This window comes from Streptomyces sp. NPDC021356 (assembly GCF_040641015.1).
Taxonomy (GTDB): Bacteria; Actinomycetota; Actinomycetes; order Streptomycetales; family Streptomycetaceae; genus Streptomyces.
The window spans coordinates 93396-109989 of the sequence record NZ_JBFACU010000020.1; the positions used below are offsets into that span (position 1 = coordinate 93396).

The following is a 16594-nucleotide window of genomic DNA, read 5'->3' on the forward strand; positions in this document are numbered from 1 at the left end:
ACGGAGCGACCGGGATCCCTGTGATCCCGATTCGCTTGAGGAGACAGTAGTATGTGACACCTTCCTGGAGAAGGGTTCACGCCAGAATTTACTGCGACGCCCTTCGGTTCACGCGCACGCGCCGAAAGCCCGCCCGGCTCGGCCGGGCGGGCTCGTCATACCGGCGTCTCAGTCCTCCGAGCGGCCGTTCCACCAGCCGAGAACGTGTCCGATGTGGGCGGTGAGCAGCGTTTCCGCGCCCCGCCCGTCACGCGCCTGAAGCAGATCCACCAGGCTGTGGTGCTCCGCGGCCGAACGGGCCAGCTCGGCTGTACCGATCATGTCGGCCAGGCCCACCATGCGGGTCTGCTGCCGCAGGTCCTTCACCATCGCGACCAGCCGGCGGTTGCCGTGCAGCTCCAGCAGCCGCAGGTGGAAGGCCATGTCGGCGGAGAGGTAGGCCGCCAGATCGGCCGCGGCGGCCGCCTCCACGATCGCCTGGGCCTTGCGCCGCAGTTCGGCGGCGGCCTCCGGTTGCAGTGTGCGCGCGATGTCCCGCATCGGCGGGGCCTCCAGCAGCTGGCGCAGCCGCACGATCTCCCAGAGGTCCTGCTCGCTCACCTCGGTGATCCGGAAACCCTTGTTGCGCACCACGTCGACGAATCCACGTCCCTGCAGGTTGAGCAGGGCCTCACGGACCGGGGTGGCGGAGATCCCGAAGCGTGTGGCCAGCGTCGGCGCGGTGACCAGGGTGCCCGGGGCCAGTTCGCCCGAGACGATGGCCGCGGCCACCGCGTCCTCCACCGTGCCGCGCAGGCTCGCTCCCACCGACACCGGGCCGATGATCGATGAACTCATCCGCGCCGTCCTCCCATGACTAAAATGTCACACCCCGCCAACCCCGCCGACCGGCGCAGTGTCGAGTATCCCATTCGCCGGTCGGCGCGGGTGCCAGGGGGAACACCAACAGGGGATGTCCCTTGATATGTCACGTCCGCCGGCGGCACGCGTGGTGGCGTGCCGGGCCGATCCGGCGCGGCCTCTGCCCAGCGGGGCCCGGCAGCGAAGAGCCGCGTGACCTCCCTCTTCTCTCCTCAGAACTCGAAACCGGCCGGGTAGGGATCGGTGGGATCCAGCATGTACTGGCCCATCCCGGTCACCCAGGCCCGGCCGGTGATGGTCGGCAGCACCGCGGGCAGGCCGGCGACCGTGGTCTCCCCCACCAGACGGCCGGTGAACCGGCTGCCGATGAAGGACTCGTTGACGAAATCCTGGTGCAGCGCCAGCTCGCCGCGTGCGTGCAGCTCGGCCATCCGCGCCGAGGTGCCGGTTCCACAGGGCGACCGGTCGAACCATCCCGGGTGGATGGCCATGGCGTGCCGCGAGTGCGCGGCGTTCGAACCGGGCGCGATGAACTCCACGTGGTGGCAATGGCCGACACCCTCGATCTCCGGGTGAGCGGGCGGCGCCGACGTGTTGATCGCGTCCATGATCGCCAGTCCGGCGCCGAGTATCTCGCCCTTGCGCTCGCGGTCGAACGGCAGCCGCACGTCGTCGAGGTCCACCATGGCGTAGAAGTTCCCGCCGAACGCCAGGCTGTACCTGACCTCGCCGAGGCCGGGCACCTCGACGGTCTCGTCGAGCCGGTCGCAGTACGCGGGCACGTTCTGCAGCGTGACGCTCTCGGCGTGCCCGTCCTTGACCGCGATCTCGGCCACCACCAGCCCGGCCGGGGTGTCCAGCCGGATGGTGGTCACCGGCTCGACGACCTCGACCATCCCGGTCTCGACCAGGACCGTGGCCACCCCGATCGTGCCGTGCCCGCACATCGGCAGGCACCCGGACACCTCGATGTACAACACACCGAAATCCGCGTCGGGGCGGGTCGGGGGCTGCAGGATGGCGCCGCTCATCGCCGAGTGACCGCGCGGCTCGTTCACCAGCAGCCGCCGTACATGGTCGAGGTGCTCGACGAAGTACAGCCGCCGCTCGTTCATGGTGGCGCCGGGGATCACCCCGATGCCACCGGTCACGACCCGGGTCGGCATGCCCTCGGTGTGCGAGTCGACAGCGGAGAACAGCCGCGACGTACGCATCTCAGGCCGCCACCGCGCGGCGCGCCTCGAGCGCGGCGACGGCCCGTCGCATGTCGGCGCGCACCTGGGCTTCGTGCTCGGCGGTCAGCGGGCCGCGCGGCGGGCGGCACGGGCCGCCGTACCGGCCGACCATCTCCATGCCGAGCTTGATGGCCTGCACGAACTCGGTGCGCGAGTCCCACCGGAACACCGCGACGAGGTGCTTGTAGAGCTCCCGGGCCTGCTCGAAGCGCCCGGCCAGCATGTGCTCGTAGATCGCCACCGACTCGGCGGGGAAGGTGTTGGGGAAGCCGGCGAACCAGCCGACCGCCCCGTCGGCCATCAGCTCGAACAGCACATCGTCGGCGCCTGCCACGACGTCGATGTCACACCGCTCGGTGATCTCGAACAGCCGGCGTACGTCCCCGCTGAATTCCTTGATCGCGGTGACGTTGGGCAACTGGGCGATCTCGGCCACCAGGTCGGGGACGAGGTCGACCTTGGTGTCGACCGGGTTGTTGTAGATCATGATCGGCAGCCCGACCTCGTCGATCTTCGCGTAGTGCTCGACGACCTGCTCGCGGTTGGCCCGGTACATCGTCGGCGGCAACGCCAGCACCGCGTCGGCGCCGTCCTCCGCGGCCAGTTCGGCCCAGTGCCGGGCCTGGTGCCAGCCGGGCCCGTGCACCCCGGCGACCACGACTCCGCGCCCGCCGACCGCCTCGACGGCCACCTGGACGACCTTGCGACGCTCCGCGTCGGTCAGTGCGGAGTACTCGCCGAGCGATCCGTTCGGACCGACGCCGTGGCAGCCCTCGGCGATGAGCCAGTCGCAGTGCTCCGCGTAACGGTCGTAGTCGACCTCCAGTCCGGCGGGAGCCGAGGAATTCTCCTTGAAGGGCAAGGCGGTGGCGACGATCACTCCGCGCAGATCGGTCGGTGCGGAACTCATGGGACGTCCTCTCGGTCACTGGTCCTGGTCGAAACGGAGAGTTCGCCCAGGCGTACGGGGATGGCGATCGGTCGGTGGGCGGTACGGCCCGGGTCGAGCAGGCCGGGCTCGTTCGCACCGGTGAGCAGGTCCTCGACCGTGCGGCCGCAGGTGCGGCCCTGGCACAGGCCCAGTCCGGCCCGGGTGGTCAGTTTGAGCGAGCGCAGCCCGCGGGATCCGGTCAGCTCCGCGGTCCGGCGCAGGGCGCCCGCGGTGACGTCCTCGCAGCGGCACACCACGGTGTCGTCGTCCACCCAGGCACGCCAGCCCGGGCGGATGCCGTGCGCGGCGGCGAGCCGCGCGGCGAACTTCCGGAAGACCGCGCGCTCGCGGACCGCGCCCGGTGCGGGCACGCCCCCGGCGGCGACGGCCCCGGCGATCTCCCCCTCGGCCAGGGCCAGGTCGACGCCGCCGATGCCGGTCAGCTCGCCGGCGGTCAGGAGCCCGGGCACCGACGTGCGCTGCCGCTCGTCGACGGTGACCGCACCGTCCACGCCCAGCGCGCAGCCGGCCGCCGCGGCCAGCTCGGTGCGCGGGACGAAGCCATGGCTCACGCAGACGGCGTCGACCTCGATCCGTCGTCCGGTACCGGGGACCGGCGTCCAGTCCCGGGTCAGGCGCGCCACCGTCACCGCCTCCACGCGATCGGTGCCGTGCGCCGCGACGACTGCCGCCCCGGTCCTGTACGGAATGCGGCGGGCGGCCAGTCGGCGGGCGTACCCGGCCAGTTCACCGGCCTTGTGCCGAGCCGCGAGCAGCTGCCAGGGCCGGGTCGCCCAGCCTCCGACGAGCTGCGCCGGGCCGGCCGCCTCGACCACGCCCGCGACCTCGGCGCCGATCCGCAGCAGGCTGGAGACGACGGGCAGCAGGAACGGCCCGGCACCGGCCACCAGGACGCGGCGGCCGACGGCCACCCGCTCGCCCTTGGCCAGTGCCTGCGCCGCCCCGGCGGTGAAGACGCCGGGCAGGTCCCAGCCGGGAAACGGCAGGGTGCGCTCGTACGCCCCGGTCGCGAGCACCAGGGCCGCCGGATCGTAGGTACGCGGCTCGCGTCCCTGCCCGTCCGGCTCGCCGACGAGCACGTGCACGAGCGGCGGCGCGTCATCACGCCGGTCGACCGACCAGACGTGCGCGCCGGTCACGACCTCGCAGCCTTCGTCGGCCAGCAGTTCGTCGCGCATCGCGACGAAGCGGTCCCAGCCGTGATGCCACAGCCGCTCGCTCGTGTCGGCGCGCCCGCTCGGCAGATGCCGCCAGTACTGCCCGCCGACGTCGTCGCCCGCTTCGAGCAGCACGACACGGGCGCCGCGGCGGCGGGCGGCCAGCGCCGCGGCCATCCCGGCGGGTCCGCCGCCCACGACGAGTACCTCAGTCACGATCGTCCTCCTGCAGGTCGACCTTGTCGCCGTCCACGGCCCGTCGCTGGCAGGCCCGCACGTCGCGCAGGCCGTTGACGGTCACCAGGCAGTCGAAGCAGGCGCCGATCCCGCAGAAGACACCGCGGGGGCGGCCGGTGCGGGTACGCCGCCAGGCCACCCGCCCGTCGGCCAGCAGCAGCGCGGCGATGCTCTGCCCGGCCAGACCGGCGATCCGGTCCCCGTCGACCTCGATGTGAATCCCCGTCATCAGGCGGCCCCTTCGAGGTGCGGCAGCAGGGTGGGACGGTCCGGTCTGAACTCGGCGGCCAGCGGATCGGCGGCCCCGTCTAGGAGTTGGTCGCGCAGCAGCTCGGCGGTGGCCAGGCTCAGGCCTACCCCGGCGCCCTCGTGCCCGGTCGCGTGCCACAGGCCGGGCAGCCGGTGGTCGGCACCGATGACCGGCAGGTGGTCGGGGACGAACGGCCGGAACCCTCCGTACGCGCGCATCACCTGTGCGTCGGCCAGGAAGGGGAACAGCAGCAATGCCTTGGCGGCCAGCGCGGCGAGCACCCGGGCCTCGATGCGCTCGTCGAAGCCGCGGCGCTCCCGGGAGGAGCCGATCAGGACGGTCCCGCCGGCGGTCGACTCGACCACGCTGGAGACCTGGAGATCGGCCGAGCCCGAGCCGACCGCGCCCACGTAGTCGGCGTCGTACACCTTGTGCCGAACACGCGCCGGCATCCGTGAGGTGACCAGTACCGTGCCGCGACGCGGACGCACCGGGAGGAGGACACCGAGCCGCTCGGCGACCAGGCCGGACCAGGGTCCGGCGGCGAGCACCACGGCGTCGGCGGGCAGGGTCCCGGAAGCGACCCGTACGCCGGCGAGCCGACCCGACGACAGCACCGGCCCGGTCACCTCGACGCCCTGCAGTACACGCGCACCGTGACGGCGGGCCGAGGCCAGCAGCGCCTCGGTCGCGGCCACCGGCTGCACCTGCATGTCCTCGGGGTAGAACACCGTGGCGGTGCCGTGCGGTGTCAGGTCGGGCTCCAGCTCATGGGCCTGGGCGTCGTCCACCGTCTCGGCCAGCACCCCGGCACCCCGCTGGGCGTCCGCGAACGCCAGCAGGGCCTGCGCGCCGGCCTCGGTCGTCGCGACCACGAGGCCGCCCTTGCGTTCCAGTTCCAAGCCGGGGAATCCGGCGGGGAGCTCGTCGCGCAGCTCGTCCCCGATCCGCGCCCAGGCGGCGAGCGAACGCTGCGCCAGCCGCAGCTCGGGGCCCGGTTCCTTGTCGGAGACGAGCAGATTGCCCTCTCCGCCGGCGGAGGTTCCCCCGGCTGTGGGGCCGCGGTCGACGACGGTCACGTCGCAGCCGGACCGGACCAGGGCACGGGCGATCGCCGCGCCGACGATACCGGCGCCCACGACGACGATCCGAAGAGGAATGGCCACATCAGTACTATGTCACATGTCCCGTTGCGGTGGGAGGCCCTTGATCTCTTGATCTTCTGATCTCTTGGGTCAAGGAACTCCGGTCTCGCAGAGTTCAGTGCCCTGGGCCGGCCGGCTCCGGTTACCCGGGGCCGAGGGCCACCGTCGTCGTGACCCGGGTGAGCGAGGGTTTCCTCGGCACCGATCCGAAGCCGAAGCGGACGGGCGGTTCCACGGATGACGTGGCGCCGAGGTCGGCGCCCTCGAAGGACGCCGAGATGACGCGGATCGGCCGCAGATCCCGTGCGCCGTACCATTCGCGGCGGCCCGCACCGGCACTGCCCCGGGTCCGCACACCGCGCAGGAGCAGGCGGGCCGGCCAGTCCGTGAGCGTGCTCCACGCCGGCCGGCGGACGAGAGTGCCGGGCAGGGCCCGCAGGAGAAGACCCAGAGGCCCTCGCCTGCCGGCGACGAAGCGCAGCTGCAACGGGCCCGCGGTGACCGTCCAGGAGCCGTCGGCGATCCGGACCCGCACCGGGACGACGCGCACGGTGTCGAAGACGTAGGTTCCTGCGATGAAGTCCGCGGTCTGTCGCGTGGGGGCCAGCAGCAGCCGCTCGCCTTCGGGCCGCTCCAGCATCACGTCGCTGAACGGGCCGAACGGTGAGTGCTGCCAGTGGCCGAGCACGATGCGCGTCCCGGAGCACGTGCCCAGGCCCGCGATCCAGCCCTCGAAACGCAGCAGCGGGGGGCGCCGCGTGGTCCACCGGGGCACCGGCTCACCCGCACGTTGCGGCCGGAGCGGTCCCGCGCCGCGGGCCGACGTCAGGAAGAAGCAGCCGTCGGCGCCCAGGGCCGTGATGTTGCGGAGCGTACATGCCTGACTCCTTGCGAGAAGTGCCCCCAGGCTCGCCGGCAGCCTCCACGGGCGGCGGGTCCCCCGCGCCCGGCCGTGCAAACGCAAGCGGTGGGCATGCGGTCGTGACCGGCGTCATGCGTCCGCTGCGAACAGGGGGAGGGCGCGCAGACCGCAGGTGACGCAGATGTCGCCCGGGCGTCGATCTCAGGGACCGAACAGCCACAGGGACCGCCCGCACCGCTCGTCACCATGGCGTGGTCCTGCGGCTGCCCGCCGTCCCGCCCTCTCCCGCGGCCGGTCCGTCACGGGAAGGATCGACTGCCCGAGCGAATACGTGTGCGTCTACCGCGAGATCGGCTTCGGCGGCAGGTGCCGGGCCCCGCAGCGCCTCCACGGCACCCTGCGACTGAGGCCGATCCGGCGGTCGCAGTGCCGTCGGGGCCTTCAATGCGCCGGCGCGGTGCGGATGCGGGGGCTGAGGAAGCGGTGCAGGTAGTAGACGAGGGTGCTGCCGCGTCCACTGGGCCGCGCGTCGGTGGCGTCTTTCCAGCACACGGCGCTCGCCTCCTTGAAGAACTGGGGGGCGGACTCGCGGTCGCCGGCGGTGACTTCCACCAGCAGCCCTCGCGGTTCGGGGGTCTGCTGCTGGGCGGGGGCGCGCTCGTCAGCGGCCTCCGGCGCCGTCCTGTTGGGCAGTTCCTCGGCCCGCCCACCCGCCCCGGTGGTACGGGTTGCGGGTCCGTGGGCCGCGGGACCGTCCGGGGCTGAGGGGGCTGCGGCGAGGATGACTTGGAGCTGTTCGGCGAAGTGCGTGCCCGGGGCGGGGATTTCGAGGTCGGGGTGGCGGTGGTAGCCGATCGTGACGGCACGGGAGACGAACTTGATGACGGCGGTGGCGGTCTGGGTGTGCTGGCGGGGGCCGGCCGGGGTGAGGCGGCTGAGGATCCGCAGCAGGGTGGGCAGGCTGGTGTCGGCGTTGACCACGTTGGAGGCGGGCGAGGTCGGGCCGTAGAAGGAGGCGCTGCCCTCTCCTCGTGCGTAGGCGCTGATCTGGGTCTGCCACAGTGCGGCGGCGTGGGCGTCGCCGCGGGCGAGGTGGTGCAGGTAGAGGCAGTAGGAGGCGGGCGCGTCGTCCGCGCCGGCGGCGTACTGCCACCAGAAGCGAGCGCCGTCGTCGCCGCCGGCGATCTGCAGTACGCAGCCGAGGATCCAGGCGGCGCGTGGCTGGGGCACCTGGTCGGTGAGGAAGTCGACGAGCTGTGCGGCGCTGCAGTGGGCGACGGCCGTCTCGCACAGGGCGGCGAGCTCTGCGGCTGCGTCTTCGCCGGCCGGGTCGTGGCCGGGCTTGTTCCCGGCCTGGGCGACGTCGTCGAAGGCGTGGTAGGCCGAGTCGTCGTAGGGGACGACGTCCGCAGGGACGTAGTGGTCCAGCAGGCGGGACTGGGCGAGGAGATCGTCGATGGCGCTCATGGGGGGCTGATCACTCCAGGGTGTCGGGGCGGATGCCGGGGTGGAGGCCGTGCAGGGCACCCCTGGCGTGGCGTGTGAGGCTGTGGGTGATGGCCGGGGGCAGGCCGACGATGCCGGGCACGGCGCCCTCGTCGATGCCGCACAGAAAGCGCAGGACGGTGACGTCCATCTGATCGTCGGGGAGGCGGGAGACGGCCTCGAAGAAGGCCACCATCCTGGCGGCCCGCGCCAGGCAGTCGTCGGGACCGGCGGCTTTGGCGACGGCCGTGGTCCGCAGGGCCGCCGTGCGAAGGTCGGGGTGCCCGTCATGGGTGTCGGCCCGCGCCATGACCTTGGCCCGCAGCAGGTTCCATGCGTGGCGCGGGGTGTTGCTGCTGCTCGTCGCCTCGTTCCAGTTCAGCCACAGGATGTCGAAGGTCTCCGCGACCACCCGGCGGGCACGGGCTTCGGTTTGCAGGAACGCCTGGGCGTACGCGGTGTAGGGGCGGCCCATGACCTGCTTGAAGGCGAGGTGGGCGATCGGGGGTTCCTCCGGCCCCAGGGGCTGCACGGCGTGGATACCGTCCTCGATCCAGGTGTCCTTCTTCGCTGCCTCCCGTGCGGCTGCCGTCCACAGGCGCCGTAACGGCCAGGGAGGGATGTCCAGGACCTTGACCACGCTGTAGGTCATCGCCCAGCCCGGGTAGTAGCCCTTGCCCCGCAGCAGTTCGGACAGCCTGGTCTTGGAGTAGCCGGAGCGGCTGACGAGTTCGTCCAGGGTCAGTCCGCTGGCGGCGAGCCGTCTGCGCACCTGCTCCAGCCAGGTCCGGTGGGTCACACCGACGGTGTCGCAGATGGGGCCGGGCGGGCGTCCTTTGCGGCTGGGAGGCTCGCCATCGGGCTGGTCGGATATCCGGGGTATGTTCACCGCGACGGTCCCTCGCTCCCGGCCGCCGGGTCGCACTGTGCACCGACGCCGTCGAACGCGGCGACGATCTGCTGGACGAGGAGTCCGAGGGAGGGCAGCAGCGCGGCCACGGCCGCGAGATGCCCGAGCACGGTCATCACCGTGCTCCACGCGAGGACCGTCGCCAGTACGGCCACGGTCATCACTTGCTTACTGGTCATGGCGCCTTCCGTGCGCAGGGAAGAGAAGTGTCTGGGGCGCCTCCCCGGCGGCGGTGCTGAAGCGCCGCCGGGAAAGCTGGACCACAGCATGGTGCTCCCACCGCGCATCACTCAACGTGATCATGGAGTTGCGGAACAATGGCCCCGTGCCCCCGCCACGTCGCAGGCGCCGCAGCACGTCAATCTCGGCCGTCACCGACACCAAATCACGGCTGAATGAACACTTTTGACGGCGATCCCGTCCTTCTCGGTGCGGGACGAACCGGAGAGCGCACTATGGAAGTGACGCCCCGGCGTCGCACCTTCCGGTCTGGGAGGCCGCGCGGCCCCCTTGTGCTGAAGAACCACCGAAGGGGACCGCCCCGCTTCCGTCCAGCCGCTCACGCGCTGGGCGGAAGCGGACCAGGACCGCGCACCACGCCGGGCGAGTTCCGGGCCCACCGTCACTCACCGCAGTGGTGGAACGGCGGCTCCTCGATCGCCGCCCACCACTTGGCCTCGCCCCCGGGCGAGGCCAGGATGCGACGGACGCCGACGACACGCCCTGTATTTTCCTGTCTGTGCAGGTACGTCAAGGGGTGGTCCGGTGAACGAACACGAGACGACGCCGGGTATGTCGTCGGGTACGTCCTCGAGCGTGTCGCCAGCCGTCGGCCGGGCGCTGGACATCCTGGTGTATCTCGCGGCGCGCCCCGGCCTGGTGCAGGCCTCGACGCTCGCCCGTGACCTGGGCATCCCGCGGTCCTCCGCGTACCACATCCTCACCGTTCTGGCCGATCGCGGCTTCGTCACCCACGTGCCGGCGGAGCAGGCGTACGGGCTCGGTGTCACCTCCTTCGAGGTGGGCTCCGCCTACCTGCGCCACGAGCCCCTGGAGCGGCTCGCCCGGCCCATCCTGCGTACTCTCGCGCGCCGGCTCGGCCAGACGGTGCACCTGGGCATCCTGCACGGCGCCGAGACGGTCTACCTGCTCAAGGAGCGGCCGTCCGCGGGCCGGGCCGGCGACGTCGACATCGCCCTCGTCACCGACGTCGGCGTACGTCTGCCGGCCCACCTCACGGCCAACGGGCGCGCCATTCTCGCCCACTCCTCCGAGGCGCAGCTGCGGGCGCTCTTCTCCCGGCCGGGCGACCTGACCACCCGCACGGGCAAGGGGCCGCGCACGCCGGCGGGACTCGTGGCGGAGTTGGCCCGGGAGCGTGAGCGCGGCTGGTCGCAGGAGGTCGAACTGGTCACCCGGGGGTTCTGCTCGATGGGGGTGGCTGCGTTCGATCACCACGGGCGGCCCATCGCGGCCATCAGCACCACCTGGCGCCGCTCCCACCCCCGGCACGACACCGACGAGGTGCGGGACGCCCTGCGGTTCGGTGCCGCACGGCTCACCACGGCCGTCTCGGGCCACGCGCCGACGACCGGGTGAGGGGCGAGGACCGGTCGTCCTCGCCCGGCCCGGGTGGGTGCCGCTCTTCCCGCGGCCCCTCTCCCTGCGCACCGGACCACGAACGGACCGATACCGGCGGCGGAAGGAAGGGTCTCGGATCCGAGAAACGCAGGCGGCGCCGCTGGTCCGGCGCCCCCCGTTGCCGTGTCATGGCGGGGCAACTGCTCCATCCCTCCGTAAGGAGTGCACATGACCAGCGTTCCCCCCGAGGCACCGGGCGTCGTCCGCGCCCCGCGTGGCACCGAACTCAACTGCCTCGGCTGGCAGCAGGAAGGCGCCCTGCGGATGCTCATGAACAACCTCGACCCCGAGGTCGCCGAGCACCCCGAGGACCTCGTCGTCTACGGCGGCACCGGAAAGGCGGCACGCGACCGGGAGGCGTACGACGCCATCGTCCGTACGCTGAAGACGCTGAAGGACGACGAGACGCTGCTGGTGCAGTCCGGCAAGCCCGTCGGGGTGATGCGGACCAACGAGTGGGCGCCGCGCGTGCTGCTGGCCAACTCCAACCTGGTCGGCGACTGGGCCAACTGGGAGGAGTTCCGGTCGCTGGAGGCCCGTGGGCTCACGATGTACGGCCAGATGACGGCTGGTTCGTGGATCTACATCGGCAGCCAGGGCATCCTCCAGGGCACCTACGAGACGTTCGGCGCCGTCGCCCGCAAGAAGTTCGGGGGCAGCCTGGCCGGCACCGTCACCCTCACCGCCGGCCTCGGCGGTATGGGCGGCGCCCAGCCGTTGGCCGTCACCATGAACGACGGGGTTGCCATCTGTGTGGACTGCGACCCGACGCGCATCGAGCGCCGCATCGCCCACCGCTACCTCGACGTCGCCGCCGACGACCTCGACCACGCCCTTCGCCTCGCCGTCGAGGCCCGCGACGCCCGCAAGCCGCTCTCCATCGGCCTGCTCGGCAACGCCGCGGAGGTCTTCCCCGACCTGCTGGAGCGGGGCGCGCCCATCGACATCGTCACCGACCAGACCAGCGCCCACGACCCGCTGTCCTACCTCCCCGTCGGCGTGAGCGTGCAGGAGTGGCACGAGCAGGCCCGCAAGGATCCCGCCGGCTTCACCGAGCGTTCCCGTGCTTCCATGGCCAAGCACGTCGAGGCGATGGTCGGCTTCCTCGACGCCGGCGCCGAAGTCTTCGACTACGGCAACTCGATTCGCGACGAGGCCCGGAAGGCCGGCTACCAGCGGGCGTTCGACTTCCCGGGGTTCGTGCCGGCCCACATCCGGCCGCTGTTCGAGGAGGGCCTGGGCCCCTTCCGCTGGGCCGCCCTGTCGGGAGACCCGAAGGACATCGAGGCCACCGACAAGGCCATCATGGAGCTGTTCCCGGAGAACGAGCACCTGCACCGCTGGCTGAAGCTGGCCGGCGAGCGCGTGGCGTTCGAGGGTCTGCCCGCCCGCATCTGCTGGCTGGGCTACGGCGAGCGGCACCGCGCCGGTCTGCGCTTCAACGAGATGGTCGCCTCCGGCGAGCTGTCCGCCCCGGTCGCCATCGGCCGCGACCACCTCGACTCCGGCTCCGTGGCCTCGCCCTACCGCGAGACCGAGTCGATGCTCGACGGCTCCGACGCCATCGCCGACTGGCCGCTGCTCAACGCCCTGGTCAACACGTCGTCCGGTGCCTCCTGGGTCTCCATCCACCACGGCGGCGGCGTCGGCATGGGCCGCTCCATCCACGCCGGTCAGGTCTGCATCGCCGACGGCACCGAACTCGCGGCCCGTAAGCTCGCCCGCGTCCTGACCAACGACCCCGGCATGGGCGTCATCCGGCACGTCGACGCCGGCTACGAGCACGCCGCCTCGGTGGCCGAGGAGCGGGGCGTGCGCATCCCGATGACGGAGACCGAAGGCGGTGCGGCGTGAGCGCCGCGTTCACGCGGCAGGAAGCCCGGCACGTCCCCCCGGACGTGCGTGCCACGCCGTGGACCGGACGGGACGACGGCCCCGGCGCCGAGAACCTGCGCTGGCACAAGGCCGTTCACCTCGACCCGGAAGAGGCGGCACCGGGTGAGGTCGCCTTCGTCGGCTTCCGCAGTGACGAGGGCGTACGCCGCAACAAGGGCCGGCAGGGCGCCGCGAACGGCCCGGGCGCCCTGCGCCGCGCTCTGGCGTCGATGGCACTGCCGAAGCCGCTGCGGGCGCTGGACGCCGGTGACATCGAGGTCACCGGGAACGGCGAGGGCGTCCTGGAGGCAGGGCAGGAGCGCCTGGGGCGCACGGTCGCCCCGCTCGTCGACCGCGGTCACCCGGTGATGGTGCTGGGCGGCGGCCACGAGGTGGCGTACGGCAGCTACCGGGGACTGCAGCAGACGCGTGCGCTGCGCGAGGGCGGCCGTCTCGGGGTGCTGAACCTCGACGCGCACTTCGACCTGCGCGACGACATCCGGCCCAGTTCCGGCACACCCTTCCTGCAGATCGCGCAGAGCGAGGAGCGGCACGGCCGGGAGTTCAACTACTGGGTGCTGGGCGTCAGCCAGCCGAGCAACACCCAGCGGCTGTTCGGCACCGCGGACAGGCTCGGCGTGCGCTGGCTGCCGGACACCGAGTGCGGGCTGCCGGACCTGGAGCGCGCCGAGAGGTTCGCCGACGACTTCCTCGCGAGCTGCGACATCGTGCACCTGAGCATCGACCTCGACGTGCTCCCCGCCGCGGTCGCACCAGGCGTCAGCGCGCCCGCGGCCTACGGGGTGCCGATGGAAGTCGTCGAGCGGGTCTGCCACCGGGTGGCGGCCAGTGACAAGCTCGCGGTCTGCGACATCGCCGAGCTGAACCCGGAATTCGACGTGGACCAGCGCACGGCCCGCGCCGGCGCCCGCCTGATCCACCGGATGGCGACCACCCTGGCGTGACACCCCGCGGGCGCCGGCCCGGCCCGCCCCCCGAACCGGCCGCCAGGCCGTGCGAAGCGACGAGAGCCGCGGCCTGGCGGCCGCGGCTTCCCCTACGCGAACGCAGGCCCGGTCACCGGCCGGTCCTGGCCGCGAGGTCCACGACCGCCAAGACCCCGTCGACGCCGAAGCTGTCGCCCTCCCCCTCCCGAAGCAGTACCGCGTCGAGGCGGCCGAGGCGGACGCAGGCACGCTGGAGCACGGCGGACCCGTCCAGGACGATCGCCAGAACACCCGTCCCCGCGGCCGGCCGCACGGATGTGTCAGAGCGCGCCACGCGGACCCGCGCCGTCATCTCGGCACGCCGTACCATCACGTTGAAGTCGACGATCGGCCCGCCGAGCAGACGGCACTCCGTGACCGCGTCGCCGGAGAAGGCGAACGGCTCGTACGGCGCGTCCACCCTGTGCAGGGCCCCGTCGACGGTGAGGGCCATGCCCGGTCCGTCGACGAGGGTGATGATCCGGTCGACTCCCGCGAACGCGGAGAACGGTCCGTCGCACGCCACGTCCGCGACGCTGACCCGCCACAGGAAGTCATCCGTCCCCGCGCCCTGCGGATGGACTGCCACTTCCGAGGTCACGCCGCCACCGTTCTTCCACGGTGCGGGCGTCCTGTCCTTGGCACGCAGGATCTGTGGTGCCATGTTGTTTCCTCCTGGGATCGAACTGCCAGAAACACGCCGGTTGGGTGACGCACGCGCAACCGCACGCGTCGCCGGGCGTCGACCGATCAGCATCGGACCGTCACGGCCGCTCGGGCTCCGACGGGGTCGTCGGGGCCGAAGGTGCGGCGGTAGGCGGCGGGTGAGACTCCGAAGGCCGCTCTCATGTGGGCGCGCAGGGAGTTCGCGGAGCCGAAGCCGGAGCGATGGGCGACCAGGCCGATCGACAGGTCGGTGGTCTCCAGCAACTGTTTGGCGAGTTCGAGGCGTTGCGCGGTGAGCCACTGCACGGGGGTCATGCCGACCTCGTCGCGGAAGCGGCGGGTGAAGGAGCGCAGGCTCATCCGGGCGTGTTCGGCGAGGCGGTTCAGGGAGAGGGGTTCGCCGAGGTGTTCCAGGGCCCAGGCGCGGGTGGCGGTGGTGGTGGCGACGGTGGGTTCGGGGACCGGGCGGTCGATGTACTGGGCCTGCCCGCCGTCGCGCCAGGGCGGTACGACGCACATGCGGGCGGCGCGGTTGGCGGCGGCGGCGCCGTGGTCGCGGCGGATCATGTGCAGGCACAGGTCGACGCCGGCGGCGACGCCCGCGGAGGTCAGGACGTCGCCGTCGTCGACGAAGAGGACGTCCTCGTCGACCTTCACGCGGGGGTAGGCGCGGCGGAACTCGGGGGCGAGGTTCCAGTGGGTGGTGGCGGGCCGCCCGTCGAGGAGGCCTGCTGCGGCCAGGACGTAGGAGCCGGTGCAGATGGACACCAGCCGGGCACCGGGCCGGATCCGGGCGATGGCCGCGGTGACCTCGGGCGGCAGCGGACCGCCGCGGCCCAGTTCGGGCATGGCGTGCGTGGGCGGGACGATCACGGTGTCGGCGGCGGCCAGGGCCTCCGGGCCGGCCGCGGGCTGCACGGTGAACCCGGCGTCGCTGAGGACGGGGGCGCCGTCGGCGGTGCAGACGGTGACCTCGTACAGCGGGCGTCCGCCCGCGTCCAGGACACTGCCGAAGACCCGGGAGGGTATGCCGAGCTCGAAGGGCGGGACGCCGGGCAGGGCGAGGACCGCGATGCGGTGCGGTTCCGGTGCGTCGTCGGCCCGGTCGGCGCGGGGGTCGGTGCATGGCGACTGCGTCTCGCTCATGGCCAGATCCTGTCACATAGTGGCCAAGCGGCCAACACCGTGGAGGGGGCGGGTACCGGATCGTGGACGGCGTCGCACCGGGAACGACCCGGGTGGCACATCCGATCAGACGGAAAGAGCGAGGCGGACAGCATGCGTGCGGTGGTCGTGGAGCAGTGGGGCGGACCGGAGACGCTCGTCGAGCGTGAGGTGGCCCGGCCCGAGCCCGGACTGAACGAGGTCCTGGTCCGGGTCCACGCGGCCGGAGTGAACCCGGTGGACTTCAAGACCCGGGCCAGTGGGGCCCTGATCGAGTGGGGCGAGGTGCCGGCGGTCGGCTGGGACGTCTCCGGCACCGTCGAGGCCGTCGGACCGGGCGTGGGGGTGTTCCGTCCCGGCGACGAGGTCTACGGCATGCCGCTGTTCCCGCGCCAGGCCGGCGCCTACGCCGAGTACGTCGTCACCCCGGCCCGCCACCTCGCGCCCAAGCCGGCGAACCTCACCCACGTCCAGGCGGCGGCGCTGCCGCTGGCCGCGCTGACCGCCTGGCAGGCCCTGGTGGACACCGCCGGCGTGCGCGCCGGTGAGCGGGTGCTGGTGCACGCGGCGGCCGGCGGGGTCGGCCACCTCGCCGTGCAGATCGCCAAGGCGCGCGGCGCGTACGTCGTCGGTACCGCCGGCGCCGGCAAGCACGACCTGCTTCGGGAACTGGGCGCGGACGAGGTGATCGACTACCGCACGGTCCGGTTCGAGGATGCCGTCGAGGACGTGGATGTGGTGCTGGACGGGCTCGGCGGCCAGACCGCCGAGCGCTCCCTGAAGGTGCTGCGGGCGGGCGGGCGGCTGGTCACCCTGCCCGGCCCGGACGACGTCCCGGCTGCCGTCCCCGAACACGTGCGGGCGGTGTGGATGCTGGTCGAGCCCGACCACCTCGGCCTGCGTGAGATCGCCGCCCTGGTGGAGCAGGGCGTGGTGAAGCCGGTGGTCGACACGGTCCTGCCGCTGGCCGAGGCCGCGAAGGCACACGAGATCGGTGAGCAGGGCCGCACCACCGGGAAGATCGTCCTGACCGTCGGCTGACCCCCGCGGCGGGCGGCACGGGCCGAGGGAGGCGGGCGGAGCCCCGGAACGCCTCCGGCGCCGGGGCTCTGCCGCGGCCGCACGCAACTCAGGCGGCGGGCGCCTTGCGAGGAGCTGAGGCCCGGTC

Annotated in this window: 17 protein-coding genes; 4 read left to right on the forward strand and 13 right to left on the reverse strand. The window is 72.6% G+C overall.

All coding sequences use genetic code 11. The annotated features are described in order from the left end of the window. Positions 1–168 precede the first annotated feature (168 nt). From AB0G56_RS26005 to AB0G56_RS26055, 11 genes are all read right to left on the reverse strand, one after another. Positions 169–837, reverse strand: coding sequence for a GntR family transcriptional regulator (locus AB0G56_RS26005; protein WP_360973267.1), 669 nt, complete (start codon positions 835–837; stop codon positions 169–171). Positions 838–1073: 236 nt separating this feature from the next. Next, the gene (locus tag AB0G56_RS26010; RefSeq protein ID WP_360973269.1) at positions 1074–2075 is read right to left on the reverse strand and encodes a proline racemase family protein; all 1002 of its coding nucleotides are present in this window, start codon (positions 2073–2075) and stop codon (positions 1074–1076) included. A 1-nt stretch (position 2076) separates the two neighbouring features. Continuing rightward, positions 2077–3006 (reverse strand): dihydrodipicolinate synthase family protein, encoded by a 930-nt coding sequence (locus tag AB0G56_RS26015; RefSeq protein ID WP_360973271.1) that lies wholly within the window; start codon positions 3004–3006, stop codon positions 2077–2079. Then, the gene (locus tag AB0G56_RS26020) at positions 3003–4421 is read right to left on the reverse strand and encodes an FAD/NAD(P)-binding oxidoreductase (RefSeq protein ID WP_360973273.1); all 1419 of its coding nucleotides are present in this window, start codon (positions 4419–4421) and stop codon (positions 3003–3005) included. The genes AB0G56_RS26015 and AB0G56_RS26020 overlap by 4 nt, the downstream gene beginning before the upstream one ends. Beyond that, positions 4414–4671 carry a 2Fe-2S iron-sulfur cluster-binding protein gene (locus tag AB0G56_RS26025; RefSeq protein WP_360973275.1) on the reverse strand — a complete coding sequence of 86 codons (258 nt, stop codon included), beginning with the start codon at positions 4669–4671 and terminating at the stop codon, positions 4414–4416. The genes AB0G56_RS26020 and AB0G56_RS26025 overlap by 8 nt, the downstream gene beginning before the upstream one ends. Continuing rightward, complete coding sequence (locus tag AB0G56_RS26030; protein ID WP_360973277.1) at positions 4671–5858, reverse strand: FAD-dependent oxidoreductase; 1188 nt, start codon at positions 5856–5858, stop codon at positions 4671–4673. Before AB0G56_RS26030 ends, AB0G56_RS26025 begins: the two co-directional genes overlap by 1 nt. A 121-nt stretch (positions 5859–5979) precedes the next feature. Beyond that, the gene (locus tag AB0G56_RS26035; RefSeq protein ID WP_360973279.1) at positions 5980–6612 is read right to left on the reverse strand and encodes a hypothetical protein; all 633 of its coding nucleotides are present in this window, start codon (positions 6610–6612) and stop codon (positions 5980–5982) included. Positions 6613–7140: 528 nt separating this feature from the next. Continuing rightward, the gene (locus AB0G56_RS26040; RefSeq protein ID WP_360973281.1) at positions 7141–8166 is read right to left on the reverse strand and encodes a hypothetical protein; all 1026 of its coding nucleotides are present in this window, start codon (positions 8164–8166) and stop codon (positions 7141–7143) included. A 10-nt stretch (positions 8167–8176) separates the two neighbouring features. After that, positions 8177–8983: an XRE family transcriptional regulator gene (locus AB0G56_RS26045; RefSeq protein ID WP_360973283.1), complete on the reverse strand. Its 807-nt coding sequence runs from the start codon at positions 8981–8983 to the stop codon at positions 8177–8179. Positions 8984–9069: 86 nt separating this feature from the next. After that, positions 9070–9273 carry a hypothetical protein gene (locus tag AB0G56_RS26050; RefSeq protein WP_360973285.1) on the reverse strand — a complete coding sequence of 68 codons (204 nt, stop codon included), beginning with the start codon at positions 9271–9273 and terminating at the stop codon, positions 9070–9072. 443 nt (positions 9274–9716) lie between these two features. Further along, entirely contained in the window at positions 9717–9848 is a 132-nt protein-coding gene (locus tag AB0G56_RS26055) for a hypothetical protein (protein ID WP_360973287.1), read from the reverse strand. Positions 9849–9910: 62 nt separating this feature from the next. Here AB0G56_RS26055 and AB0G56_RS26060 point away from each other — a divergent pair, with 62 nt between their 5' ends. The 3 genes from AB0G56_RS26060 (at position 9911) to hutG (ending at position 13575) form a co-directional block, all read left to right on the forward strand. Continuing rightward, positions 9911–10693 carry an IclR family transcriptional regulator gene (locus AB0G56_RS26060; protein ID WP_360973289.1) on the forward strand — a complete coding sequence of 261 codons (783 nt, stop codon included), beginning with the start codon at positions 9911–9913 and terminating at the stop codon, positions 10691–10693. 210 nt (positions 10694–10903) lie between these two features. Further along, the gene (hutU, locus tag AB0G56_RS26065) at positions 10904–12589 is read left to right on the forward strand and encodes a urocanate hydratase (protein WP_360973291.1); all 1686 of its coding nucleotides are present in this window, start codon (positions 10904–10906) and stop codon (positions 12587–12589) included. Beyond that, complete coding sequence (gene hutG, locus AB0G56_RS26070; protein ID WP_360973293.1) at positions 12586–13575, forward strand: formimidoylglutamase; 990 nt, start codon at positions 12586–12588, stop codon at positions 13573–13575. Before hutU ends, hutG begins: the two co-directional genes overlap by 4 nt. A 112-nt stretch (positions 13576–13687) precedes the next feature. Here hutG and AB0G56_RS26075 read toward each other — a convergent pair whose 3' ends face one another. Together AB0G56_RS26075 and AB0G56_RS26080 are read right to left on the reverse strand one after the other, a co-directional pair. Further along, a complete protein-coding gene (locus tag AB0G56_RS26075; protein WP_360973295.1) occupies positions 13688–14260 on the reverse strand; it encodes a HutD family protein in 573 nt (190 codons plus the stop codon). An 86-nt stretch (positions 14261–14346) separates the two neighbouring features. Beyond that, positions 14347–15408 (reverse strand): helix-turn-helix domain-containing protein, encoded by a 1062-nt coding sequence (locus AB0G56_RS26080; RefSeq protein WP_360973297.1) that lies wholly within the window; start codon positions 15406–15408, stop codon positions 14347–14349. A gap of 132 nt (positions 15409–15540) precedes the next feature. Between AB0G56_RS26080 and AB0G56_RS26085 the strand changes: the two genes are divergently transcribed. Continuing rightward, the gene (locus AB0G56_RS26085) at positions 15541–16467 is read left to right on the forward strand and encodes an NADP-dependent oxidoreductase (protein ID WP_360973299.1); all 927 of its coding nucleotides are present in this window, start codon (positions 15541–15543) and stop codon (positions 16465–16467) included. Positions 16468–16594: the final 127 nt, after the last annotated feature.

What these genes read in the sequence shown, in the direction of transcription:
- AB0G56_RS26075 (WP_360973295.1), bottom strand. Translation starts at nt 14,260, where the DNA reads ATGGCACCACAGATCCTGCGTGCCAAGGACAGGACGCCCGCACCGTGG.
- AB0G56_RS26025 (WP_360973275.1), bottom strand. Translation starts at nt 4,671, where the DNA reads ATGACGGGGATTCACATCGAGGTCGACGGGGACCGGATCGCCGGTCTG.
- AB0G56_RS26050 (WP_360973285.1), bottom strand. Translation starts at nt 9,273, where the DNA reads ATGACCAGTAAGCAAGTGATGACCGTGGCCGTACTGGCGACGGTCCTC.
- AB0G56_RS26040 (WP_360973281.1), bottom strand. Translation starts at nt 8,166, where the DNA reads ATGAGCGCCATCGACGATCTCCTCGCCCAGTCCCGCCTGCTGGACCAC.
- AB0G56_RS26080 (WP_360973297.1), bottom strand. Translation starts at nt 15,408, where the DNA reads ATGAGCGAGACGCAGTCGCCATGCACCGACCCCCGCGCCGACCGGGCC.
- AB0G56_RS26005 (WP_360973267.1), bottom strand. Translation starts at nt 837, where the DNA reads ATGAGTTCATCGATCATCGGCCCGGTGTCGGTGGGAGCGAGCCTGCGC.
- AB0G56_RS26010 (WP_360973269.1), bottom strand. Translation starts at nt 2,075, where the DNA reads ATGCGTACGTCGCGGCTGTTCTCCGCTGTCGACTCGCACACCGAGGGC.
- AB0G56_RS26085 (WP_360973299.1), top strand. Translation starts at nt 15,541, where the DNA reads ATGCGTGCGGTGGTCGTGGAGCAGTGGGGCGGACCGGAGACGCTCGTC.
- AB0G56_RS26015 (WP_360973271.1), bottom strand. Translation starts at nt 3,006, where the DNA reads ATGAGTTCCGCACCGACCGATCTGCGCGGAGTGATCGTCGCCACCGCC.
- hutU (WP_360973291.1), top strand. Translation starts at nt 10,904, where the DNA reads ATGACCAGCGTTCCCCCCGAGGCACCGGGCGTCGTCCGCGCCCCGCGT.